Here is a 26,617-nt window from a genome sequence, read left to right as displayed (position 1 = left end):
TAGGGCAGGGTTAATCGATGCATGGTATGAAACGCATAATACGAGTAGCTATTGTACTGGGAATGTTGTTGCTGAGTTATGTCGGCTACGTGGCAGGCAGCATTGCGTGGTATGGCGAGTGCACCTTAACCGCCTCCACCCATTTAGTGCGAGATGCTGATATCAATACCCATAACAAAGCTGACTCCAAGACCAAGACCAAGACCAAGACCAAGACCAAAATCAGAACCAATACAGCGCCCTTGGCCGATGCCGCGATTGTGTTGGGCGCTGCTGTATGGGACGGCCAACCATCGCCGGTGTTTGAAGAACGGATCAACCACGGTATTTGGTTGTATCAGCATCATAAAGTGAAAACGTTGATTTTTACTGGCGGCGTGGGCGCGGGGGATACTCAATCGGAAGCGCAGGTGGCCAAAGCATACGCTATCGCGCACGGTGTGCCTGCGTCGGCTATTTTGCAGGAAGGGCGTTCAAAATATACCCGTGAGAATTTGCGATTCATCCAACCTGTGATTGTCGAAGCAGGTGTCCAGACGGTGTTGATTGTCAGCGATCCACTGCACATGAAACGCGCTATGCGGATGGCGACAGATTTTGGGTTGCAGGCCAAACCATCTCCGACACCGACGACCCGTTATCAAAGCGTGAAAGCCAAAGCGAAGATGTTGTGGTCTGAAACCAAGTATTACTTGGGGTATGTGTGGTTTGGTTAATGTTTAATACGGGATCCACGCTATCGGTGAATCCCGCTTGTTTCTATTTACTCACTGTGCTGGCGCTTTTTGTGGCGGTATAAATCCATATCCGCATCATGAATGGCGCTGTTCAGGGCATCATAAGTATCAAACGCTGCCATGCCGGCTGAGAGGCTGACGAAAATAGCATCTTGAACCGGAGTGGTGGCGAGTGCGCTATGCACCTTATCCAGTTTTCTTTGGATGTTGAGTAGGCTGTCGTTGATCGCCACCACGATAAATTCATCCCCGCCGTGGCGAATCACAATATCGTCATCCGTAAAGTTGTCTTGCAGCGTTTTCGCAATGTGGGTGATGGCTAAATCGCCCATGGTGTGGCCATAGCTATCGTTGATCTGTTTGAGCTTGTTACCATCAAGGGCAATGAGAACGTGACTCTTTGATGTCGCCAGGCGCTTTTTTAATTGTTTGGATGTGAGTATTTTCCGGTTATAGCATCCTGTTAGTTCATCCGTCATGCTGTCACGTTCCAGTTTTGATTGGACGGTTTTTTTCCTGTTATAAAGTGCAACCAGATAGAAAAAAGAGCCAAACATAAAGGCCGATGCCAAACAGAACAGCACAATAGGCAGATAGGAAATATAGATCACCATGGTGGCATTGCTGTCGATCGGGAACGTCATCTGCTGAGAGAAGGCGGTTGACTCGGTAAAGTTGTGCAAATTCAGATACAACATGCCATTTTCCATACGATACGAAAAATGGGCTAATGACGTCATATGAATTTCTGATAAATGAATATCAGTCTGTACATCACCAATATTCTTATCATGAAGATAAATAGGGGAAATTAAAGTAATTGTTAAAATATTGGTGTCTTTATCAATGTGTGGTTCACTGAAAATAAGATCATCTTTTAAGTCAGCAGAATGAATGTAATTGGTGCAAGCACGAAACTTTATGCAATATTCCTCTGTGAACAGATACTTAATGTCATAACTCCCCTGCTCTAAGAAGTGCATCGGTCTTGATGAGATAATCGTGTTATAGGGATGCAGTTTGATATAAATTAAATCAAACAAAGACAACCACGATGGTTTATGTTTATAGATTTTTTGTGATTCATCATAAATCGACTTGATGACATCATTGTTCATCGCTTTTTCAATATCGCTACTATAGATATTCCCCGTAAACTGGACATGTTGTTTCGGTGTGTTATCCGCAACTTGTGAAATAAACTTTGAAAACAGATAGACCTGTGCCTTGTTTGATTCAAAGGTATGGCTCACATGCGAATATTTGTCACTATAATGTTCAAAATATAAGTAGCTGAATATGATTGTTGCAATTAATGTGAAGTTAAACGCAATGAAGCAATACTTCGGGTTATGTTTTACTGGCATTTCTTTTTATTTTTTATTGAGCACTGCGGCCAATAATAACGTTTTCAGCACATGAGAGAAAGGTATTCATGCACTTGCATGCCTATTAAGTATGTTTTAGCTGTGCCAGTACGCGGTTTTTCTCTCCATCCAGTACCACTGTGCCGTTATCAATCACGATAATGCGGCTAACGGCGTCTAATAAGCTGGTTTTGTGCGTGAACAGCACGACAGTGTGGGTGTCATCTAATCTCATAAGGTGTTTCTTTACGTGTAACTCCGCAGCGTTATCCATTTGGCTGGTGGGTTCATCTAAAATCAATATTTTCGGTTGGCGTAGCAAGGCGCGGGCCAGGCCAATGGCTTGTCGCTGCCCGCCGGAGAGTTGCAGTCCGCCTTCACCCACCTGGCGATCTAACCCGTCGGGCGCCTGTTGGGTAAAGCGGGTGACGCCGGCTTGCTCACACGCTTGCCAGATACTGGCGTCAGTCGCTTGTGGGTGCCCGAGCGTGATGTTGTCACGAATGCTGCCGTAAAATAGGGTTATGTCTTGCGGCATACAGCCGATTTGTCGTCGCAGTGCCAGAGGATGTAACTGGTGAATGTCGGTGTGATCAAATCGCACGGCACCATTGGATGGGGAATACAGGCCACACAGCAGGCGTTGCAGGGTCGATTTGCCTGCGCCGATTTTGCCGATAATCGCTACTTTCTCGCCCGCAGCAATCGACAGAGTGATCCCGTTGAGCACGGGACGAGGGGACGCAGTTCCGCTTGATAGCGACATTGAAGCCGTCGGATAGGCAAAGTGCACCTCTTCGCAGGCCATGGCGCCAGTGAGATCTGGCTTATCGAGGTAGTGGCGGTTAGGTGTCACTTCTTCCGGCATCGCCATGATGTCATTGATGATGGCGTAGGCAGAGGTTGCTTGCTGGTAACGGGTCGAGAGTTGCGCCAACTGCACCATTGGCGCAATGGCACGGCTGGTGAGCATCGATACCGCAATCAGGCCGCCGACCGTTAATTGTCCGGCAGCAATCAAATAGACCCCGACCACAATCACCGCCACGGTTACGGTTTGTTGGGTAAAGCCTGACCAATGGTTGAGCGCATCGGTTAAGCGGCGGGATTTCACGCCCCAATTGGCCATGTGGGCAATGGCTTGCTCCCACTGGTATTGAAAACGGTGTTGTGCCCCTTGTTGGCGCACGGTTTCCAGTCCGGCGAGGCTTTCAATCAAGTTGGCGTGTTTTTGGCTGGATAATTTAGACCCTTGCTCAATACTGGCGCGCAGAGGCCGTTGGATCAGCCAGCTAAAGAGCGCTAACAGCACCATGGCGATAACGGGCACCCACACCAACGGGCCGGCAATGGCGGCGATCACAGCCAAAAACAGCAGAGCAAAGGGCAAGTCAATTAAGGCCGCAACCGTGGCAGAGGTGAACAGGTCACGAATGGACTCAAACTCCTGCAAATGACGGGCAAAAGCACCGACAGACGGCGGTTTGGCGGCCAGTTTAATCGCCATGACTTTGCGATAAATGGCGGATGACATCAGCAAGTCGGCTTTCTTGCCGGCAATGTCGAGAAAGTGGCTGCGCAGCCCTTTAAGCAGTAAATCAAAACCAAAGATGATCGCCATGCCGCTGACCAGCACCCACAGTGAATCAAAGGCCTGATTGGGCACCACTTTGTCGTACACCAAGCGAGTAAAGAGCGGGGTCGCAACGGCAAATAGGTTGATCAAGATTGAGGCAATCAACACATCCTGATAGATCCCTTTGGATTGCCACAAAGTGTGCCAAAACCAATGGTTTTTCGCCGCATTGCGTTCGTTTTTCTCATGGGGTTCCTTACTGCGGTCATCAAACTGAAATTGCGGTTTGAGCAAGAAAACCCGCTGTTGAAATTGCTCATCAAAGGCTGAAAAGCTGACCCAGTACGCGTCATCGTTATCTTGCGACGCTTTTGCAATGCTGGCCTGCGCCTGCGACGGCAAGGCGGGCGTGGGGGAAATCAGTAGCTGCTTGTGCTCGCTATCTACCGCCAAAATGACACAGGCATGTTGGTCAGCCAGTTGCGCCACCAGCGGCAATAACATGGGCGTAAACTGTGCCACCGTGAAAGCACAATCCGTGGCGTCGAGTCCCGCATTGTTGGCCGCCTGCACAAACAAGTGGGACGGTAAAATGCCGTGTTTGAGCGGTAACCCTGCCAGCACACTGTCCGGTGAGGCCGGCAATTGATAATGGCGGCAGACGATGATTAAGGCCTGTAATAGTGAGTCTGCATGCATTGAATCGGCATGTGTGGAGTGGGACGGGTCTGAATGTGTGCTGTCGGGGCGATCATCAGAAAAAGAGGTATCAGTCATGGTTAGCCTCCATCGCAAAGCCTTGCATCGCGTCGACCCCCAATGCTGTCAGGGTTTGACGCTGTGTATGGGTTTCGACCCGTGTGGCGATGGTCATAATGCCCAGGTGTTTGGCATTGCGGGTGAGGGCGAGCAGGGCATCTTTTTGCACGTCATCTTCCAATCGGCGGGTATAGGCAAAGTCGAGTTTGACGTAGCGCGGGTGGTAATGGCGCAGGTAACTGACCGAGTTGAAGTGCGAGCCATAGTGGTCGATGCCATAGGTGAAGCGGTGTTTATCCAGTACATGACACAGCGCTTTGACTGCATTGGGCTGGTGGATAAAGGCACTTTCCGGCAGTTCAAAAATCAGCTGCTGACTCAAAATGGGGCGGGCGCTCAAATAGTCATCCAGCCATTGCAGGAACACCCCGTCTTGCAAGGTGTGACGGGCGATATTGACCGCAATAAACGCAGAGAGATCCGACAGGCTTTCTCCTGCCAGCGTGATGACGTGACGGTCAAACGCGGTGGTTGCGCCTAAGGCTTCGAGAGCGGGCAAAAACTGGCTGGCGCGATACACGTGCCCTTGCCGGTGAATAGCAGTGAACAGTTCCTTGTGCACGTAATGGCCGGTAGGTAAATAGACGGTTTGATAGGTGGTTTCAATGGTCTTATCCGCCATAGCTTGCTGGCACAGTTCTAGCCATTGCTGTTTCCCCCATTGGTGTTGTTCCACATGCAGATCATTGCCGATGATGGCGACATGATCGCTCTGTTGCTGCGCGAGGGCTAACGCATTATCACACTGCGCCAACAGCTGCGGCACATTGATCGCGCTGAGACGGTCGGGGCCAGAGAGCGTATTTAATGCAGGCGTAGTGAGTGATGGCGTGTTGAGCGAGGGCTGATTGATCACCACCCCAGCGCTGAGGTGTCCTTCCGTGTCGATAGCCTGGCCGTGTTGAACCGCCGTCAGATCGGCGACCAGCGTGCGTGCGAAGCCGGTCAGTGTGTCGGCCAGCGTCTGCGTCTCGGTGTGCACATCAAAGAGCAGCACTAAAAATTCCGTGTGGCTCAGTCGCCCCACATGGTAATGGGCGATGTAATGAGCGATTGCCTCCTGGTGAATTGGTGATGCTGTTGATGCAGATCCTGCTGTAAAAGGCGCCCGCGAGGGCAAAGCAAGCGTGGCCTGATCCAGCGAGTGAGTCAGTGCGTCACTGAGTACGCGTGTTAATTGTGCCGCTTGCGGATATTGATTGGCGTGGCGCAAATGGGCGATGGCATTGGCTTTGATGAGGATCAGTCCGCCCTGGGTATCGGTATCCAGCCAGTCTTCCAGTTGTAACAGCAGCCAGCGGCGGTTACCCAGTCCGGATTCGGTATCCTGATAGGCGCGTTTGCGCAGCACATCGGCTTCCTGCGCTTGTTGCGTTTGGTGTGCTTCCAGTTGTTTACTCATATGATTAAACGCGGTGACCACGGTGTGTAATTCTCGGGTCGCGGGCGGTTCAAGTGGCGCGCCAAAATCGTTATTGGCGATACGTTGGGTATGGGCTTCTAACTCACTGAGTGGACGTTTGACCAAGCGATCGAGCAAGGTTTTAAGGAGCAGTAAGCCAATCAATAAACAACCGAAAAAGGTGTAGAGCAGGTTGATACTGCTTTGCCACAGTTTGTTGTAAGCCATGGCCGGTTGGGTGGTGACAGAAAGCGTACCCAGTTGCAGCCAGCCACTGGTGAGTGTAGTGGTGCGGGTCAGGGTGGGAATATCTACCCACTGCTCAAAGAAAGCGGGAACGTGATCGGGACTGGCCGGATATTGGCGGGTGATCTCGGCTTCAGGTTCGAAAATCTTTAAGGTGATTTGCTGGTAATAACTGCCGTCAAACACCGCATTCATAGCGGTTTCCATCGCGACCGTGTCACCACTTTCCACGTAGTGTGATAGCGGTAAGCCGATAGCCTGAACGGCGTTATCGAGTTCGGCACTTTGTTGTTCAATCAAAAAGTCCCGGGTGCTGTTCAGTTGGCTGTAAAAAATCCCCGCCAGCAGGGCGACGAATAATAACAGTAGCCAAAGGAACAAGCGGGTATACAGGGTCATGCGCGTATGGCCTCGATGACCCCAGCATCGTATTGATTATGGTGCGGGATACGGGGCGGCAAGCGGGTATACGGCGTAATAATGGGCTGGGCGAGTTCGTTGTGACGAAAGCGGGTGCGCAGTTGTTCCCATTTTTTGATTTGACGGGCCTGGCCGACGGCTTTCCCTTCGCCGCGTTGTTTCATTAACCACAATTGGCTGCCGTTGAAGCTGTAGATAGGCTGTAAGTCACGGCGCTCCGTGGCGCGTAAAATCTGTGGGGTGAGGTTATCCAGCAGCAAAGGCACGGCGGCCGGCGTGGGGTAATAGGCCAGTACCATGTGGAACTGGTTCAGTTGTAAGGCTTTCACGTAAATCAGGCGCAGCTTGTTATCCGCTACGCCCAGTTCACGCAGGGAAAAATACTTGGCGATGCTGTAGTCCTCACAATCGCCGGCACCGACCCCTAAAAACTCCAGCGGGGTGGCCCAGTAATCTTCTTTGCCCCACACAATGGGATCATCCAAGAACACCAAACGGTTATAGAACTGATTCACCGATTGCAGCAAGGCGGGGATCGGTTGTGCGGTGCTTTTATTATGATCGTGGTTGTGAGCGAGGTTCTGATTGTGGTTCCGATCAGAATCGGCGGGACGGCGTTGTTCGGTTTTAACCTGACCAAGCAGTTGACGCCAGCGGATCACCCGTTGGCTGGCCGCCTCCCCGTAAGCGAGTTTGACCCGCATGACGTTGTGCTGCTCGTCAGGACTCAGGGCGGAAGCGCTCAGGGAGGAAGGATTAAGCGGGCTCGTCGTGGGTGTGACGGCTTCTGCCGCATTGGCAGAGAGCCACAACACCAGCAAAATGAGCCAAGTGATTAAGTTGGAAAAGAAAGTCATCATGGTTAGGGCTCCGTTGACTCGGTGCGCAGCGAGAAGATGGTCCATTCATTGAGCACGCTGCCGCGCTCGCCCCGAACACGGGCAGTCACTCGGCGACTCAAAGTATGGGATTCCTCTTTACTGGCAGCAGGAACGGGTTGGGTATCACCAAAGCCGACGGTACGGATCCGGGCCGGGGTAACGCCCAAGGCGATCAAGTGTTGCCGCACCACATCGGCGCGGCGCTTCGATAACGCATCGTTATAGTCGTGAGCACCCACTTGGCTGGCATAGCCTTTGAGTTCAATATGGGTGTCAGGGTAGGCCGCTAAAAACGCGGCCATGTGGTCTATTTGCGGCAGATACTCAGCGGGGATCACTGTGGAATCGTTAGCAAACAGAATGTGTAATTCGGTGGCATCACTGCGCTCGACAATGGTCGGGCAACCGTTGTTATCGACAATGGCCGCATGCGGGGTATTCGGGCAGCGATCGCGGGCATTGATCACCCCATCACCGTCATCGTCCAGCAAATCCCGCGACTGATCGGCCACTGGCGGGGCTTCCGCCTCAAAACTGCACCCTGAGAGAAGCATACATACACAAAGCCACAGGCTGAGCAAACTTGCCAGTCGTCGTGCCTTTTGTGTGGATTGTCTGAATGATAGTGATCGCATCCTCTCCTCCTAGCGCACCGGCGTTGACCATTGTGACGGCACATCCACCCGCATCTCTTCCAGCAACTGACCGGTGGCATTCAGTACCCGGTACTTGGCCAGGATCCCGGCATAGTGGGCATCCAGATACGATTTGCGCGCATCAAACAATTCGTTTTCCGTGTTCAGTACATCCAGCAAGGTGCGCTTGCCAATGCGAAATTGCTTTTCATAGGCAATCACAGTGCGGGCTGAGGCATCCACGTGCTGTTGCAGGTACAGGGTTTGATTGAGTGCCAGTTCCATGCTGCTCCACGCCAGTTTGGTGCTCTCTTCAAGCTGACGGTAAGCGCGATCCCGCACGTCTTTGGACTGGCTCAGTTCGTAGGCCGCTTCCCGTGCATCCGCCATGTCCGATCCGCCGTTGTACAGGTTGTAGCGCACGCGAATGCCGGCTTTAAATTCGTCGGTATGACCGGGGGTGCCGTCCAAGTCCTCGCCCCATTCTTGCGAGGCTTCCAGCTCAAAAGAGGGGTAGAAATTGCCTTTGGCCTGCTTGTATTGGTAGTGAGCGGCATCAATGTCGTTTTTTGCGACAAACAGCACCGGGTTGTTGTCGGTGGCGCGGGCAATGGCGTCTGATAAGGTGGCGGGCAAATAGTTCTGATCCACTTCCGGTTTTTCCAGCTGAATGGCCGGGCTGCCGACCACGCGTATGAATTCACTTTCTTTGTCTTGCAGGTTGTTGCCGGCGGCGATCATGTTGGCGCGCGAGCGGGCCAGTCGCCCTTCGATTTGTGCTAAATCCGCCGTCGAACCAATGCCGGAATCGGTGCGTTTTTTGATGTCGGCGAAAATCCGTTTATGCACGGCAAAATTGTTTTGCGACAGGATCAACACTTCCTGCGCTTCGAGAATATCGAGGTACAACTCGGTCACACGCAGGGCTTTATCTTGCGCATCGGCCAGCAGTTGGTAGCGCTGGGCTTCTGCTTCGGCCTTGTTGCGCTGAATGTCGTGGTAGGTGATGGAGCCGTCCCAAATCAACTGGCGCAAACTGATGGTGGCATCCAGCGGCTCGTAATCCCCCGTGCTGTTAGTGCTGTTATCGTAATCTTCATAGCCGGCCCCGGCCGAGACATCCACACTGGGTAAGTAATCACCCACCGACGAGCGGGTGGCCTCATTGCGGCTCATGAAGGTGTTGTACGCGCGTTTGATTTCAGGGTTGCTCGCCAGCGTCTCTGCCACCGCTTGTTCCAGCGACTGAGCTTGTGCAGCGCGGGGAGTGAGCCCAAGGCTGATCAGGCCCAGCAACACGGCCACCGTGATCAGGCATAAATGATTGTGGTGTAGATGATTGCGGTATCTATGATTGTGATACAGATGCTTGCAAGTTCGGCAATGCATGATGCGCAAGAAAGACATAAGCGTTACTCCCTCAGTGCCGTTTGGCGCGCTCTCAGCACCGGGTTAAGCAAATACTGTAAGACCGTTTGATGGCCGGTGATCACATCAGCGGAAGCGGTCATGCCGGGAATAATGGGTAAGCGTTCGCCTTGCGGATCGGTGAAATGGGGCGCATCGGTGCGGATCCGCACGTGATAAAAGCTGTTGCCTTCTTCATCGACCCAAGTATCCGGGCTGATGTGTTCCAGCGTGCCGGTCAGGCCGCCGTATTGGGTGAAGTCGTAGGCAGTAAATTTGACGATGGCTTTCAGGCCGGGGCGCAAAAAACCGATGTCTTTCGGGGCGATTTTGGCTTCCACCAGCAGGGCATCCTCAGTGGGTACGATGTCGATCAGATCCATGCCCGGCTGGATCACCCCGCCAATGGTGTTGATGTGCAGTTTTTGCACTTTGCCCGTCACGGGTGAGGTCACAATAGTGCGGGACACTTTATCTTGCAGCCCCACTTGCGATTGGCGCAGGGCATCTAATTTGTCGGCGGTGTCATTTAATTCGGCTTGGGTCTCCGCGCGAAAGTTCAGGGCAATGTCTAACCGCTTATAAATGGCTTCTTGAATGGCCGCTTGTAGTTCGGGGATTTGCAGTTGGCTGGCGGTCATGTCGCGACGTGCGTCGTTCACTTGGCGCTTGAGTTTGAGCAGTTCGACACGAGGCACCACGCCTTCATCCGCTAACGGTTTGGTGATGGTGTATTCTTCGTTAGCCAGCGCAAAGCTGTGGCGTTGGTTGCTCAAACGCGCTTTGGCCTGCTCCAGTTCGCGTACCTTCTGTTTGATTTGTTGGGCGATGACCGACAATTGGTTTTCCACACTGGCGAGGCTGTCGCGAAATTCCTCCCGCTGACGTTGCACCAAGGCACTATGCTGTTCTGCCAAAGCATCGGGGAAGTCTAATGGTGTGGTGCGCACGGTGACGGAGCGGGACCATGAACGGGCCAGCGTTTGTGCTGTCATGGTTTTCGGCGCGACGGTGGTGACGCTGTTGAGCAGGGCCTGTAAGCGAATGGCGTCGGCTTCTAACCCGGCCAAATCTTGGCGGCGTTCCTGGGCATCTGAACGAAAACGGGTGTCATCAATGTGCAGTAACGGTTGATTGGCCTGCACCGTGTCACCTTCTGCAATGAGGATGGCTTTGACGATCCCCCCTTCGAGATTTTGCACCACTTGCCGCTGGGAAGACGGGATCACCTTGCCTTGCCCCCGAGTCACTTGTTCGAGCGGAGCCTGCCAGGCCCAAATGATAGCGATAACGATAAATGCCAATACCACCCACAACAACGCACGGGCGCGACGAGGTGCATGCAGCAAAAAGGCCGCTTGCGTGTCGTCGGCATAGGCCAGCAATGCCGGATCAACCGGCGCGGTTGGGCGCGGGTGGCCGGAGGAGGTTCCGGCGGCAGATGCAGGGCCTGTTGTGGGTGTGGATTGCTTCATGGTGATGCCTTATTTCTTCTGTCTCTTTTTTCTTATGTTTCTGTTCTTTCTTATGTGTTTTGTCTTGCGTCTCTCGTGGCGGTTTCTTCTGGGTGATAGCGTTTTATCGGTCACAGCGCGCGTTACAGGTGTGCTGATTGCCTGAGCTTAGGTAAGCCAAGAAAAAGACAGCGTGCCGAGATTGGGAATTCTAAAAGCTGAGAACGCTTTATTGGTTTTGAAAGGTGCATCGCTGGTGAGACTACACTAAGGGGATGTCGCCCTCAGGCGTGTGTTATTCACTTGATAGCGAGAGGCTTTATGGCGGATACCTCTTCATTATCCGGTGCCGGTTTCACATCGGCATCATTGACTAACACCAAGGACGGGTCAGGCTTTTTTACAGAGAGCAGCGATTTTCCTGCGTCCTCAATGCTTGCTTTGCAGTTGGCGCAAGGCACTGTTTATGCCCCCCAATCTGACGGGCGGGTGTTGGTTGCCAATGTGGCTGATACGGCCTCATCAGGGCAGGTGCTGGTGGCCTTGAGTGATCAACGGGTGATTTTTGCTGATGCCAACGCCAAGTATGTACTCATGGTCAACGGTGAACCGGTGTTGATGGATTGGCCGTGCCCGACCTGTGTACTGGTGGCGCCCTCCGCCTCTGAACAAGCGGCATTTGATGCGGAAGCTTTGCTCGTCAGTGAGTTGGATGCGATCCCTTATGATCTGCAAAGCGGCGTACTGGCCGATGTGGATTTGGATGCCTTGGAAGCACTGATCTTGGCCGGGGGCGATCCGACCGAACTGCTCGAAGCGCCAGCGGCGGGCGGCGCAGGTGCGGGAGGCTCTGGTGGTGGCGATACCGCCAATGCCGGTTTTGTGGTGATTGCCTATGACGGGGATGCCACGTTAGCTGAAGCCGGCTTTGATACCCAATATACCCCTGCTGCCCGTGTCAGTGATGATGACATTCCGCCCTTGTTTGCGCCTGCTGGCGGTGAAAGCGGGGCCATGCAACTTACCGAAGGGGATTTAGATCCTAACACCTATCCGTCCGAGGCCAGTACCAGCGTCATTGTCAGTGCCGGCTCATTACCGCTCGATCCCAATTCCATCACCTTTTCTGCCAGTGCCTTACCGGCATTTCTCGCGGCGCTGAATCAGACCATTACCTCCAGCGGGCAGGCGGTCACGTTCACCTTTGATGCGGCCAGCAATGCCATTGTCGGCGTGCTGGCGTCGGACTCTTCATCAGGCGCTGGCGCAGGCAGTACTGTCGTCACCTTTACGGTACAAACCGAAGGGGCAGGGCGGGATGTGACCATCACGGTAACCACGCTGTTGTCCCAACCCATTGATCATATTGATAGTAATAATGGAAGTGGCAGTGGCTCGGTGCAGATTCAAAACGACACCTTGTCTGTCGTCTTGCCGCTGCAAGGCACCGATTTAGCCGGTAACCCGTTTGATACCCCTGTATTGGTATCCGTCGATATTCTGGATGGGGTCGATCCGCAACTGGGCACCGATTCAGGGACCGTCATCGATGAAGCGGATTTTCTGGGCGTCCCGTTGGACGGAGCCATTCCGCTTGATGTGGGCAGTGATGCCATTGATACCATCGTGTTTACGCCGGAGCAGCCCGATTTAGACGGACTGACCAGTAACGGTTTTGCCACCACGGTAGAGGTAACCGGGAATCAATTGTTGCTGGTGGATAGCCGTGGTGAGCAGGTACTCACTGCCACTATTGCGACCGATGCGACCTATGTGGTGACATTATTTCAGCCGATTGATGAGCTGGTACGTGCAGAGTTGGTGTTGGAGCTGGGGATCATTGCAACGGATTTTGATGGTGACAGCACCACGGGGCAGTTAGTGGTCATCGCCATTGATGGTAACAGCCCACCGGGGGGCGAAACCGGCGAGATTACCATCACCGAGCCGGATTTAGTGCCCAATGAGTATCCTGCCATTGGCACGGTTGCTATTGATGTCACCGCCGGTATCGACCGACTCGATCCCGATACCGTCACCATCGATACCCAGCAACTGGCGGCTTTATTAGCCGAGCTGACTCGTGAAGTGGGTTCCGGTCAGCAGTCGCTCACCTTTACCTATGACGCGGCTACTGGGGTACTCATTGGCCGCTTGGCGAACGGTGATGTCGCTGTGCAGATCAGCGTGCAAGCCGTACAAGGCGCCAATGGGCAAGATTTGGTGGTGACCACCACATTGACGCAGTTATTTCCCCTTGATCATCTTTCCGGTGGTTCAAGTGGAGGGGCTGGCGGCGGGTCCGGTAACAGCAGCGGTTTTGTGCAGGTGAATGGCGAGCAAATAGTCATCACCGTGCCGATACAAGCCAATGATACCGATGGGGATTTCCTTGATGATCCGGTAGTCGTTACCCTGACCATCAATGATGGCGTGATCCCTGCGTTTGGGGACGATTCCGGTGCAAGCATTACCGATCCGGATAATGTGCCAGGCAGCAGTGAGAATCCGCCGATCAGTTCGGCCACTGGCACGATACCGGTCGATATTGGCAGTGATGCCATCGACAGCGTGGTGTTTGTCGACAATGATGCCTTGGCGGCGGTGGTCACGAGCCTGACCAGTAACGGACGGCCCGTCACGTATCAGGTTGATGACAACACACTGACGCTGTTCTCACAGGAATCCGGCTCTCCCAATCCAGGTGCTCTTGGACAAGCCATTTTTACGGTGACGATAGCAGAAAATGGCACCTATACCGTGGTGATGACCGATGCGTTTGATCAACCGGTCGATACCAATCAGGTGTTGTTACCCGTGACGGTGCGAGTGACCGATAACGATGGCGACAGCAGCGAAAGCCAAATCACTTTGACCTTGATTGACGGGGCGGATCCGAGTGGCGGCGAAACGGCCACAGCGATAAATGTGGAGCCGGATCCGGCCCCTGATCCCGATGGAAACAGCAATGCCAGCGGCTATCCCAGTACTGTCTCTACCCAATGGGTGATCACTGCGGGTGCCGATCGCTTGTTGCCCGAATCCGTCACGCTCGATCCTGCCCAACTCAGTGCCTTGATAGCCGATTGGCAAAACAACCTCACCTCCGGCGGCCAACCCGTGACCGTCACTTTTGATGCCGCGACCGGCATTCTGAGCGTGGAACTGCAAAATGGCACGCCGGTGCTGACTATGACGCTCTCTGCGGTACAAGCAACGTCCGGTCCGGTCACGTCAGACAATGATGTGCAAGTCACGCTCGTGACCACGCAATTCCTGCCGCTGGATCACCTTGATATCGCTAGCTCGCCGTATTTCACCAGCAATACCGATGCGATGACCTTTACCGTGCCCGTCATGGCGACCGACAGCGACGGCGATAACTTGTTGTCGGCTTCAACCGTGGCCGTCACCATTAACGATGGGGCTTTGCCTGTCTTGGGTGAAGGGGCGGGCGTTACCGTCAATGAAACGCAAGATGCCAACCAAACCGTCAGTGGCACCATTGGCATTGACGTGGGTAGTGATGCGATCGCGTCTTTATTGTTTGCTGCCGATCAGCCTGCGGTGTCAGCCACCAGTGACGGCAATGCCTTGAGCTGGGTGTCGGCGGGGGATCCGGCCGGCTCAGAACTGCGCCTGGAAGACGGTGCGGGTAATGCGGTACTGACAGTGAGTATCAATGCCAGCGGCCAGTTTGATGTGGTGTTACTCGGCACCTTGGATCACTCCGGCACCGATCCCGATTCAAACAGCATTCCCCTGCCTGTGAACGTGGTGATCACCGATAACGACGGCGATCAGGCTGCCGGTGAAATTACCATTACTGTCACTGACGGGGATGATCCGGCAGGAGGCACTACCGTCGCGGTGGCCTTGGTGGAGCCGGATTTGGTCAATGAGGCAGGTAACAGTGACTATCCCGCCACTGCCACGCAAAGCGATGTGCTCACCGCAGGATCGGATCGGTTACTGCCTGAGAGTGTGCAAATTACGCCGACGGAAGTTGCGGCGATCCTCGCAGAGCTGAATGCGGAAATTACCGCTGGTGGTGCGGCACTGACGTTCACCTATGATCCGGCCAGCGGCCTGTTATCCGGTGCGCTGGCCAATGGCACAGAAGTGGTTTCCCTGACACTGACGGCGACACAAGCCAGTAACGGGCAGGATGTGGACTTGGCGCTGACGTGGGTGCAGCGCGCACCGCTGGATCATAACCTCAACGGCAATAACACCGGATTTGTCAGCGTTAACGGTGAGCAAATTGTCCTGCGCTTACCGGTACAGGCGCAGGATGTGGATGGCGATGTGCTGACCACGCCTGTTTCCGTCACCGCCACCAGTGTCGATGGCCCTATTCCGCAATTGCTGACCGACAGCGGCATTACCGCCAATGAAACCGCCGATCTCAATACCACGCTCAATGGTCAGATTGACGTGAATGTCGGCAGCGATGCCGTGGCGGCCATTACGTTTGCGGCCGAGCAATCGGCTTTTGATGATCTGTTCAGTGACGGCCAGCCGGTGCAAATTGAAGTGGTCGGGGGCAATACCCTCAACGGCTTTATCGAACAGAATGGCACGCGTGTACCGGTGCTGACCGTGGTCATGACGCCAACCGGCAATTACACCCTGACCTTGACCAATAACCTGGATCACCTCAGCGATGACACAATTACCCTGCCACTGGATGTGGTGGTGACGGACGATGACGGTGATACTAATACCGGCCAAATTACCTTAACGATTACGGATGGTGATGAACCTGCTTTCGGTGACGATTCCGGCGTGGCACTGAACGAAGGGGATAACGGGAACGCGACGGGCAATGGCACCATTGCGGTGGTGGGCGGCAGTGATGATGTGGTAGCGGTGTTCTTTTCGCCCTCGCAGCCCAGTTTGAATGGGCTGACCAGTAACGGCTTTGCCACCTCTGTAACGGTATCCAGTGTCGGTAGCGGTGGGCAAATCACCGTGGTACGGGCGGATCAACCGGACATTGTGGTGTTGACCATCACAATCGGCATTGATGGGGGTTACACTGTCACGCAGTCGCAACCATTGGACCAACCTATCGACAATCTCAACACCTTAGCACTGAATGTGACGGTGGAAGATCGCGATGGAGATACGGCACAGGGCGTGGTCACCGTCAGTATTACGGATGGTACTGATCCGGCGGGTGGCAACACGGCGGCGATTGCCTTTACCGAAGGGGATTTGTCACCGTCACCGCCGACCGTGGGCTATCCGGTGTCTGGCAGCAGCCAGATCACGATTGCTGCGGGTGTGGATCGTCTTAACCCTCCTACGATCACGCTCGATCCTGTACAGATCGCCAACTTACTCAATGAATTTGCTGCCGAAGTGACCGCTGGCGGCAATGCGGTGGTCGCCACGTGGACAACTGCGCCGACAGATCCTGATGCCGACAGCGGCGTCGGCACATTAACGCTCACCGCCACAGGAGAGGGAGGCGGCGAGGTGGTGCTTACCGCCGTACTGACTGCCACCCAAAACAGCGACGGTCAGCAGGTGGATATCACCACCGTCGTGACGCAATTTGCGCAGCTGGATCACAATGGCACCAACGATACCGGCTTAGTACGCCAGCTCAATGACACCATTGTGTTTGATTTGCCCGTGCAAGTGCAGGACACCGATGGCGACAGCCTGACCACACCCGCCTTGATCACCACCACCATTACCGATGGGGTGGATCCAGTGATCAACGGTATTCCCCCGTTATTGGTCAAAGAAAGCGACATTGATACCGGCGGCAATTTCCATCCGGGATCGAACCCGTCCGGCACTGAACAAACCGCGTCTGGCCAGTTGTCATTCAATACCGGATCGGACGCCATTATTGCTTATCAGGTGGATGTCGCCGCCTTTAACACCGCCAATGCAGGCACGCTGACGGCGGGGGGCACGCAGGTGTTGTTGGTGTTCAACAGCGCAGCCAGTACCGCTACCTCACAGCGTTATGACGGGCAGGTTAATGGCGTGCCGATTTTCACGTTAGTGCTGCGGGCCGACGGCAGTTACACCTTCACCTTGTTGGGCGCGTTGGATCATGTGCAGCCCCAGAACGATACCCAATTGACGATGGATTTTGCGGTGCAAGCGCAAGATCAGGATGGGGATTTGAGTGCGCCGGTGAATTTGCTGGTCACGGTGGATGACGATGTGCCACAAACCGAAGACGCAGCGTTTCCGGCGGTGGAAGAAGGCAGCACCACACCCACGCTTGATGTGCTGACCGAGCGCGAAGAAGGGGCGGACGATGCCGCCGTGACTGCGGTGATCATCAATGGTGAGCGACAAACTTTAACCGGCACGCCCAATCCGCAGGGCTTTTTTCCGTTCGATGTGAATCAGGACGGGCAACTGTTAGGGCAGTTGTTTATTTCGCCGGAAGGGAATGTGTTTTTTACCTCGTTGCCGGATGTGGATCACGGCGGCGCCCCCATTGTGGTGAACGTGGATTTTGAGGTGACGGACGGCGATAACGACACCAGCCAAAGCACGCTGACTATCACCATTACCGATGAAGAGCCCGAGTTGGTGGTGCTGCCGGCCAATGGCGAAGAAGATCAGGGGCGGGACGCGGATGGTACGATTACCGATCCCGCTCAAGGCTTGCCGATTACTATGTCGATAGATATCGGTGACGGGGATCGAAACGAGCAAATCGGCGAGGTGTTCATTATTTTGCCTGCTGAGCCACACGGTGATTTTTATCTCAACGGCACGCTGTTGACGCCCGTGGCGGGTTCTTCGCCCGCGCAAGTCTTGATCCCTGCGAGCGCCTTTACTGATCCGGACGGGGACGGTGTGTTCCAGTTGCAAGGCGTCACTTTTGTCGGGGATGAAGACTATTCCACCTTTGCCGAGCCGGGTAATAAGATCGATTTTACCGTGACCGCGCAGATTATCACCGCTGACGGGGTGGATCACCCGTTGCAGTCCGGCACCTTGACCGTGGACATTCTGGGCATTGCCGATCCGCCGATTTTTGCCCCTGAAACTGTGGTGTATTACGGCAACGGCGAAGAAGACGGCCCCAATATCAGCCTGGCTGAGTCCTTCCAAGCCGCGCTGAAAGACACCGACGGCTCTGAAGTGCTGACCTATTTCATCACCATCACACAAGGGGAAGGCCAGATTGTCGGCGAGGGGATCACCGAAGTCTCGCCCGGCGTGTTTGAAGTGCCGGTCTCGGCCGCCAGCAGTGTGGCGTTGGATCCGATAGACAATTTCAGTGGCGATATTCGCCTCTCGCTGACTGCACAAAGCCGCGAGCAAGGCCATTTTGTGCCCGGCAGTGAAACCGCACAGACGATCGAAAACCTACTGGTGAACGTCCTGCCCGTGGCCGATGAAGCCCAACTGAAAGTACGTCGAGACAGCGGCTTAGAAGACGAACCCATCGCCTTGGCACCGCTGATTACCCTGACCGAATTGGACGACACCGATGACGATTTCGGGGTGGAAACCCTGTATGTGCGCTTGTCGGAATTGCCAACCGGCGCCACCTTGGTGCAAAACGGCACGGTACTGACACCGGACAGTAACGGGGTGTACGAAATTCTGTTTGAAGATCTCGATCAGGTGCAGCTCATTCCGGTGCCGGAAAGCAATGTGGATTTTCGCATCAAGGTTGAAGGCGTAGTGAAAGACGTGGTTGATATCACGCTGGAAGACGGCAGTATCCAAACCGTGGAAGATGAGTTTGTGACGGCAGCACAGTTCATCGAAATCGCTTTAACCGGCGTGGTCGATGTGCCGACATTAGTCGTCGATGATACGGATTGGACGATCATTGATGACGTGTCGCCCCCCGCACTGGAAATTACCATCAAGGAAGATGCGGATGCCGTGCTTGATTTCGGTTTGATCTCTGGCGAAAAAGCCAATGCGCCGTTGGATGAATCCGAAACGTTGACCTTTGTGATTTCCAATATTCCGGAAGGCACGCGCATTTTTGATGCGGAAGGCAATGAACAGACGTTGGTGTTTGTCGGCTTTGATCCGGTTACCGGCTTGCCGCGCTATGAAGTGAAACTCAGCGGTGAAGACATCGGTACGCCTGAGCAACCGGTCGCCATTACCATTCGCCCACCGGAGAACAGTACGCAAGATATCGTGTTGGATGCCAATGTGATCGTGACCGAGAACGATGGTGATCAGGGCGAATTTGAATTGCAGCTGATCATCAAGATTGAGCCGGTGGTGGATGTGGAAGACTACACCCGCCAGAGTAACGGGCTGGAAGATCAATTCATTACCCTCAATTGGCAACCGACTCTCTCCGACAGCAAAGAAGTCATTACCGGCCTGACGATAGGCAATATTCAGCCGGGTTATCAGTTGCGCATTAACGATGGCGGGACGATCACGCCGCTGGTGGTCGATGGCAGCGGCTCGGTGGTGATAGATGCGGCGCAGTTGGCCCAACTGTTGGGGGGCGCGCAACTGCAACTGCTGGCACCGGAAGATTCGGATCTCAATCTCATCGGGCCGACGGCGATCACTTCGCAGGTGACGGTGGAAGAAAACGATGTGGACTCGCCTGCGTCAGATACCAAGGTCGCTAACGGCACGTTGAGTGTCATCATTCGCGCCGTGGTGGAACCGGATGCCGAACTGGGGGGGCAAATCATCAATGACCAAGGTCAGCCAGAGTTTGTCGAGAGCATTGTCTCGACCGATGGCAACTTGGATTTGACCGGCGCGGCAGGCTCTGACGGCCAGATTGTGTTTGAAGATCTCGACCCGAGCAGTGATGAGGTGATCCAGTCAATTGTCATTACCTTTCCGGATCCGTCCATCGATTTTGTGGTCATCGGCGGGATCAACAACGGTGACGGCAGCTGGACGGTGCCGCAAGGTAGCTTGAATTCGATTCAGATCTTGGCGCCGCAAGGGTTTGAAGGGGCGGTGAACGTGGCGCTGGCCGCCGAGGTGCAAGATCTCAGTGACGATACTGAGCCCAGTGTCGTGGTGGTAGTGAACAGTACGTTAGAGATCATTTTTCAGAGTGATGCGCTGAATCTGGATCTGGCTGCCCCGATTGTGGTGCAACAGGATGTAATCCTCACCGGCACGGAAGATAACGCCGTCAATTTAGCTAATTATTTGAACGGCATTGTGTCGCTGGACACTACCGATGACGATCAGCTTAACGATGAATTTTCACTGGTGATCAGCGCGGCCAATTTGCCGTCGGGCGCGTCGATTTCCGGTATGGATTTCAACTTCGTCACCAATGAATACGTGATCAAACTGGCGGTGCCCGCCGATGGCACGATTGATTTTTCCGGCATTACCCTCAACTTGCCACAAGATTTCGCCGGGGATTTCCTGTTGGATGTCAAATACGTCAATACGGACATTAACAGCGGTAACGTAAAAGAAGTGACCGACACCATTGAGGTGCGCATTGATCCGGTGGTGGATGTACCGAGTCGCACGGGTGACCCAAACCGTGCGCCGGAAATTGGTTTGACCGTGGTGGAAACGCAGGGTTTGGATGCCGACCGACAGCCCATTGAAGGCGATACCCCACAGGTGATTTACCCCGATATCGCGTATGAAGACGGCATCATCATATTGGATGTCACCGCCAGCGTGGCGGATATCAGCACGACTACTTTGGCGGGGCTAGAAACCATTGCAGAAGCAGTGCTGACGGTGGGCAGCCAGGGTGGTACGTTTCTCACCGCCGATGGTACCCCTGTGACCACCTTGACCATTACTGATCCCAGCCAGTTGGCGGCTATTCGTTATCGGCCACCGGAAGATTTCAGTGGCGATATTGAATTGGGGGTAGCACTAACCATTGTCGATACCGCCGAGTACGATCAAACCCCGGGCGCCCCCGTGCAAACCGATACCGCGACCTTTGACGGCAGCATCAGTTTTGAGGTGATTGCGGTCAATGATGAGGTCAGCTTTGTGGGTATCGACACGCCTATCGTAGGCGACGAAGACAGCGGGCCGATCAATTTTAGTGGTATTCGTGGTGAAGTGGTGGATGTGGATGGCTCCGAGTCAATTCTGTCACTGAAAATCGTCAACGTGCCGGAAGGCTTCATCATAGATGGCGCGTCCAATAACGGCGGCGGCGAGTGGAGTGTATCGGTGCCTGCGGGCAGCAGTTCATTTGACTTGGCGGGGCAGGGATTGATCCCGCCAAAAGATTTCAGTGGCTCGGTAGAGCTGGGCATTGTGGTGTTTTCCAAAGAAGACAGTTTGGAATTGCCGGAAGAAAACAGCGCGACCTTTACGGTGCAAGTGAACCCGATTGCCGACGGGGTGGATACCGACATTACGCCGACCGCATCGGGCACGGAAAATCAGGCCATTGAACTGGTGCTCAATATTGAAGCGCTGGATGATGCCAACAGCTACACCGGCACAGCGGGCAATGTGACCGAGAATCCGCCAGAGACCTTGCAGGTGGAAATCAGCAACGTGCCCGATTCCAGCCAAATTGCCTTGCCGGCGGGCGTGACGGGGACGGCCGTGAATCAAGGGGGCGGCGTGTGGCTGGTGACGGTCGAGGCCTCGCAACTGGCTTCACTGACCTTTATTCCGGGCAACGCCAACAGCAACAACTGGAACGGTGAGCTGAATTTGGCGATTCGGGCGGTGGACAACGGCAATGTGGCGACGGATGCCCTCGAAGTGTTTCAGACCATCACGCTAGACATTGAAGCGGTGAACGATGCGCCCGTGAATACGGTGCCCGCCTCATTAACTACGGATGAAGATGCGGTATTGCTGATTAACACCCTGCGCATCAGCGATGTGGACGTGGACGAGGTGTCAGTCGGCACCATGACGGTCACGCTGGTGGTCAACAACGGGGTGCTGTCGGTGCCTTCTGGGTCTCCGACGACAGGCATTACCGTTACGGGGGACGGCACCGGCACCCTGGTACTGGAAGGATCGCTGGCGAACCTCACCGCCTTGCTGACGGCGGGGATAAATTATCAACCGAACGCCAATTTTAACGGCGATGACACCCTGCAAATGACCACCAATGACCAAGGCAATACAGGCATCGGCGGCCCCTTAGAAGACAGCGATAGCGTGCCGATTACTGTGAATCAGGTCAATGACGCACCGGTGCTGCCGACTATCGGCGATCAAACCGTGGAAGAAGACAGCGCCTTGGTGATTTCTGGTTTGAGCGTGAGTGACGTGGACTTCAATGAAGCGGGCAGTACCGGTGTGATGACCGTGACCTTGAGTGCCACCAACGGCACATTAACCGTCAGCGATACCACAGGCGTGACGATTACCGATAACGGCAGCGGCAACGTGACGCTGAGTGGCGATTTGGCTGCGATTAACACTTTGCTTGCCAGCGGCGTGACGTATCAGGGCGCGCCGGATTTCAAAGGGGACGATGTGATCACCGTGGTCGCCAATGATAACGGCAATGTGGGCTCCGGCGGACCGCAGCAAGCAACCACCACCATCAATGTGACGGTCACGCCCAAACCGGAACCGCCGACACTGGAACTGACGGTGCCGCAAATGGCCGATACCCGCGCGGCGCTGGGCGTATTAGTGCCGCTGTTGGGCTTGGCTGTCACAGCGGCCGATGCGGATGAAACCTTGCTGGTGGAAGTGCGCGACTTGGGTGCAGGCCGGTTGGTCAATGCCAGCGGCACGGAAGTGGGCACAGACTTGGGCGGCGGCAGTTGGCAAGTGCCTGTTGCGCAGTTGGATGATTTGTTCATTGCCGATTTGCCCCAAGGCAGCAACCCGCTCACCGTGGTGGCGATTTCGCAGGAAAGTGATGGCAGTCAGGCAGAATCAACGGCGTTAGTCATCAATGTGCGGATGGATAACCTGACCGAGACGGGCAACGCAGTGGGTGAAGGGGATGCTGACGGCGACAATTTGGTGATTGGTGCAGACGGCAACGAACGGCTGTTTGGCGGTTTGGGCGATGACATTCTGGTGGGCGGCGCAGGCAGCGATGAACTGTTTGGCGGCGAGGGCAACGATACCTTGTGGGGCGGTACGCGTAATGGCAACGGCGATGGCGTGGCCGATACCTTTGTGTGGCAAGCGGGCGATGTGGGCGGCGCAGGCACCAGTGTGACCGATACCGTCAAAGACATGGAAGTGGGGCTGGATCAGCTCAATATCGCCGAGATTTTACCGGATGACGGCAGCAGCGATTTAGATCGTCTGCTCGATAACATCACCGCCAGTGTCGAGAGCACAGACAGCCTGCGGTTGGATCTCACCACCGTCAGCGGCGGCAATCCGGCGGGCACGCAGGGTATTCTGTTAGAAAACGTGGACGTTGCTGGCTTGGGTTTAGAGGCAGGCTCGTCCTCGGCCGATATCATCAATCAACTATTTACCAATAATGTGTTTATCGTGGATTGAGAGTTTATCATTGGTGAAGGTAAGCCGCTTCAGACAGTAGCGCATCAAAGCGTCAGTGACTAAGGTGATAAAGGGCGGTCAGCAGGAGGCAACAACACCATGCAGGAAGGCGTTCTGGGAAGTGTTGTAAAATGGACTATGGGCGAATTTCACCCCAATGCAAAGCGCGGCATTTTTGCCTTGGTAGTGATATTCGCGGCCAGCCCGACCGTACAAGCGGCGGAAGGGATCAGTGATGTACTGCGCTGGCGTACCGTGAATGATCTTACGGTTCCCACCACGGCATCAAAGTATTCACACCAGCCTGAACCGCCGCACTGGCAGGTTGGGCTAACCACACACTTTTATGACGGCAAGGCACACAGTGAGAATGCGTTAATAGACGCTGTCTCGTTTGAATCGGTTTCGCTGGATATCCTGTGGCGGCCGGATATTGCACTGGCGGAACGCTGGACGTATGCCATGCACGTGCAGCTGCCGTATGTCTCTCTTGAGCCCCGTTCGTCTTCAACGGCGAGCGGTTTTGATAATACCAGTGCTAATGCCAGCGGACTGGGCGATATGGTGTTCACTCCCATCATGCTGGCCTACACGATGGATGACCATTGGCAAACTGACCTGCAATTGGCCTTCTATGCGCCGACCGGACAGGATGCCTCAACCAGCAAACCGTCACTCAGTACCGAGTACTGGAGCATCGTGCCGACCGCAGCGCTCAGTTATCACCAACCTGTCACTGGTCAATATGCCTCCCTTCACGCCAGCGTCGGCTTCAATACTCCGAACGACAAAACCGACTATGACAGCGGTGACATTGCCCGCCTGAGTGCCACGGTTGAACAGCGCGTATTGTTGCTTGGCGGCATGGTCGGCATTGGCCTTTCCGGCGTGGGCGTACAACAACTCTCTACCGATTCCGGTAAAGGCGTATCCGCACATTCCAAATCGACCACAACGTTTCGCACCTGGTCATGGGGGCCGCGTGTGAGTTATCACACCGCAGTGGCCAATGCCGTACTGTCAGCCTCTCTGATGTGGCAAAACGAATTTGCCACCCAAGCAACGACAGAAGGCGATCACGTCACGTTCGCCCTGCAAGTGATGTATTGATTGCCTCTTGCTTATTTATTGATTGAAAGCTCGTTTCACGCGTTGCCACAAAGACAGCGGCTGATTAGCTTGCTTGATTTGTTCAATCTCGTCAGCAAACTGGCTTTGCAGTGCATCAAACGCTTCTTCTGCCGTTTTATGTGAAAGTGCAACAGCATGGGGGAGGTGGCGAGAACAAAAGTACCGATAGCCACTCGGCTCATTCAGCGTGAATGCACCAGTATCAGTATTAACCTCATTAATCGCCTGATAGTTTTTGAATTTGACGAACTCTCCCGCACATCCCGGCGGTTCATCATAGTAGTCCTTGTGGCAAAGACAGCAGATTGGGGGGATCATCATTGTACCTTTCAACGTCATTTCAGAGTGTGAGATATGAAGTGACACCCCGTAATAGGCAAGTTTCTTTTTAATGAACTGAGATGACGGGCATTGAAACGACGGCAATCGCATTGACAGTCTATAGATTGTTTGTGCCTCGTCGAAAGATGAACAGGGACATCAGCTAGGACGCGGAATTTTATTCTATCCTGTTTGCCCTATTGTCATGGATTGGATCTGACTGATGCATAAAGCATCGGTACAAAGGAAATATGCGTAAAGAAAGAATATGTACACGATGTTTTATGTTGGTATGTGGGGTTCTTTGGGCTTCTGTCTATGTACATGCGAGTGGACAGGATGCGGATTGCTATCAGCCGCCTCGAAGTGAAACATGCATAAATGCAGAGACACAATATGAGATGGATGCGTGCACTGAAAAGGCGGTAGCCGATGAAAAGGTTGCGGTGAATGCCATTGTGAAGTACCTCGTTGAAATTAATGACCCTAAATATGTACGCACCCTCCAAGCCTCGCAAGCCTTATGGGAAAAAGCCATGTATGCGGACTGCGAGTTTGAGACGGTGGAATCGTCAACCGGAACGGGCTACTTTTCCATTTTGAATAATTGTCTTGAAAACAAATATCGGCAAAGAAAAGCTTATTTATCGTGGTTTGTCGCTCATCCATAATCCTGTAGTGGCTAAAGTGTAGAGAAAGCTAACGACAACACTGTTTATCCTACTGATAACACTATACTTATCTGATAGGTTATGGTGTGATGTTGCCATGATGTAAATGCCTGATTGTTCGGGCTATCAACACAAGGATGTCGTATGAAAAAGCTTGTCTTCTTGTTCAGTCTGTTATGGCTTACGGGGTGTACCGGTATGCCTGACACGGTACAGCCAGTATCCAATTTTGAACTCAACCGCTACTTGGGCAAGTGGTATGAAATTGCCCGTTTAGATCACTCCTTTGAGCGTGGGTTAACTCAAGTCACCGCAGAATACAGCCTGCGTGATGACGGTGGCGTTCGGGTGATTAATCGAGGCTTTTCAGTCGAAGAAAATGCCTGGCAGCAAGCGGAAGGTAAAGCTTATTTCGTCAATGGTGCCGATGAAGGCTACCTGAAAGTGTCGTTCTTTGGCCCTTTCTATGGCGCGTATGTGGTGTTTGAACTTGATCACGCAGGTTATCAATACGCTTTTGTCTCTGGCCCTTCTACCGAGTACCTATGGCTACTCGCGCGCACCCCAACGGTTGATCCTAGCGTGATGGAAAAATTCATCGTCATGGCAAAAGCACGCGGCTTTGATACTGATGGACTTATTGTGGTGAAGTATGGGGAGTGACGTTGCCGTTGAGTTTGTATGTGATTGGGTTGATGGAATGGGCATAGATATGCCCCATTCCTTGCTAGGGATGCCAATTAGCCGACTTCAAATTACTGGCTTCAACGTACTGAATAAGTTTCAGTCCATTCGGGTAATAAAGGTTTGCTCGTCATCCACAAAAGCCACAAAGCCGCCGTGATAGATAAACACTCGGCCACGCCCCTCAACAATGCAGGCAAGCTGTGGGTTCAAATCTTCTTCGATATCTTTGCTTTGATACGTGCCGGTATCGGTGATGACGCCGCTGAGTGAAGGCAAATATCCATATGTGCGCTTGGCTTGATCTATCAGGCTCAACTCGCTGGTGGTAGAGAAGCAAGCGGGGATCGCACCAGCGTCTTCGATAAATAGTGTTTTTAGTTCTTCAAAAGCAGTAATGACTAGCCAGTCGATGCCGTTAACATGATGGATAAACATAGGGTTTCTCG

14 protein-coding genes are annotated in these 26,617 nt (G+C 53.7%); 5 read left to right on the top strand and 9 right to left on the bottom strand.

Going from position 1 to position 26,617, the window contains the following annotated elements:
• The first annotated feature begins 26 nt into the window (after nucleotides 1-26).
• A complete protein-coding gene (locus ABT58_RS08750; RefSeq protein ID WP_158261734.1) occupies nucleotides 27-716 on the top strand; it encodes a YdcF family protein in 690 nt (229 codons plus the stop codon).
• Nucleotides 717-763: 47 nt separating this feature from the next.
• Here ABT58_RS08750 and ABT58_RS08745 read toward each other — a convergent pair whose 3' ends face one another.
• From ABT58_RS08745 to ABT58_RS08715, 7 genes are all read right to left on the bottom strand, one after another.
• Entirely contained in the window at nucleotides 764-1,990 is a 1,227-nt protein-coding gene (locus ABT58_RS08745; protein ID WP_158261733.1) for a sensor domain-containing diguanylate cyclase, read from the bottom strand.
• A 199-nt stretch (nucleotides 1,991-2,189) separates the two neighbouring features.
• A complete protein-coding gene (locus tag ABT58_RS08740; RefSeq protein WP_047874085.1) occupies nucleotides 2,190-4,379 on the bottom strand; it encodes a type I secretion system permease/ATPase in 2,190 nt (729 codons plus the stop codon).
• A gap of 70 nt (nucleotides 4,380-4,449) precedes the next feature.
• A complete protein-coding gene (locus ABT58_RS08735; RefSeq protein ID WP_047873997.1) occupies nucleotides 4,450-6,546 on the bottom strand; it encodes a bifunctional diguanylate cyclase/phosphodiesterase in 2,097 nt (698 codons plus the stop codon).
• Nucleotides 6,543-7,427: a transglutaminase-like cysteine peptidase gene (locus tag ABT58_RS08730; RefSeq protein ID WP_229821728.1), complete on the bottom strand. Its 885-nt coding sequence runs from the start codon at nucleotides 7,425-7,427 to the stop codon at nucleotides 6,543-6,545. Before ABT58_RS08730 ends, ABT58_RS08735 begins: the two co-directional genes overlap by 4 nt.
• 2 nt (nucleotides 7,428-7,429) lie before the next feature.
• A complete protein-coding gene (locus tag ABT58_RS08725) occupies nucleotides 7,430-8,083 on the bottom strand; it encodes an OmpA family protein (protein WP_189595465.1) in 654 nt (217 codons plus the stop codon).
• A 9-nt stretch (nucleotides 8,084-8,092) separates the two neighbouring features.
• Nucleotides 8,093-9,490, bottom strand: a complete 1,398-nt coding sequence (locus tag ABT58_RS08720; RefSeq protein ID WP_229821726.1) for a TolC family outer membrane protein — start codon at nucleotides 9,488-9,490, stop codon at nucleotides 8,093-8,095.
• A 5-nt stretch (nucleotides 9,491-9,495) separates the two neighbouring features.
• Nucleotides 9,496-10,965: an HlyD family type I secretion periplasmic adaptor subunit gene (locus ABT58_RS08715; RefSeq protein ID WP_082211038.1), complete on the bottom strand. Its 1,470-nt coding sequence runs from the start codon at nucleotides 10,963-10,965 to the stop codon at nucleotides 9,496-9,498.
• Nucleotides 10,966-11,265: 300 nt separating this feature from the next.
• Between ABT58_RS08715 and ABT58_RS08710 the strand changes: the two genes are divergently transcribed.
• Entirely contained in the window at nucleotides 11,266-23,361 is a 12,096-nt protein-coding gene (locus ABT58_RS08710; protein WP_047873995.1) for a retention module-containing protein, read from the top strand.
• Nucleotides 23,362-23,460: 99 nt separating this feature from the next.
• Entirely contained in the window at nucleotides 23,461-24,471 is a 1,011-nt protein-coding gene (locus ABT58_RS08705; RefSeq protein ID WP_082211037.1) for a SphA family protein, read from the top strand.
• A gap of 15 nt (nucleotides 24,472-24,486) precedes the next feature.
• On the opposite strand, the gene ABT58_RS08700 is transcribed toward ABT58_RS08705, so the two are convergent.
• Nucleotides 24,487-24,810, bottom strand: a complete 324-nt coding sequence (locus ABT58_RS08700) for a hypothetical protein (protein ID WP_156168817.1) — start codon at nucleotides 24,808-24,810, stop codon at nucleotides 24,487-24,489.
• 287 nt (nucleotides 24,811-25,097) lie between these two features.
• Between ABT58_RS08700 and ABT58_RS08695 the strand changes: the two genes are divergently transcribed.
• Entirely contained in the window at nucleotides 25,098-25,484 is a 387-nt protein-coding gene (locus tag ABT58_RS08695) for a lysozyme inhibitor LprI family protein (RefSeq protein WP_047873992.1), read from the top strand.
• Nucleotides 25,485-25,628: 144 nt separating this feature from the next.
• Nucleotides 25,629-26,147, top strand: coding sequence for a lipocalin family protein (locus ABT58_RS08690; protein WP_047873991.1), 519 nt, complete (start codon nucleotides 25,629-25,631; stop codon nucleotides 26,145-26,147).
• Nucleotides 26,148-26,267: 120 nt separating this feature from the next.
• Here ABT58_RS08690 and ABT58_RS08685 read toward each other — a convergent pair whose 3' ends face one another.
• Complete coding sequence (locus ABT58_RS08685; protein ID WP_047873990.1) at nucleotides 26,268-26,606, bottom strand: hypothetical protein; 339 nt, start codon at nucleotides 26,604-26,606, stop codon at nucleotides 26,268-26,270.
• Between the last annotated feature and the right edge of the window lie 11 nt (nucleotides 26,607-26,617).

Source organism: Photobacterium aphoticum, from assembly GCF_001029435.1.
GTDB classification, from domain to species: Bacteria; Pseudomonadota; Gammaproteobacteria; order Enterobacterales; family Vibrionaceae; genus Photobacterium; species Photobacterium aphoticum.
This window is presented reverse-complemented; position numbering and strand designations above follow the sequence as displayed.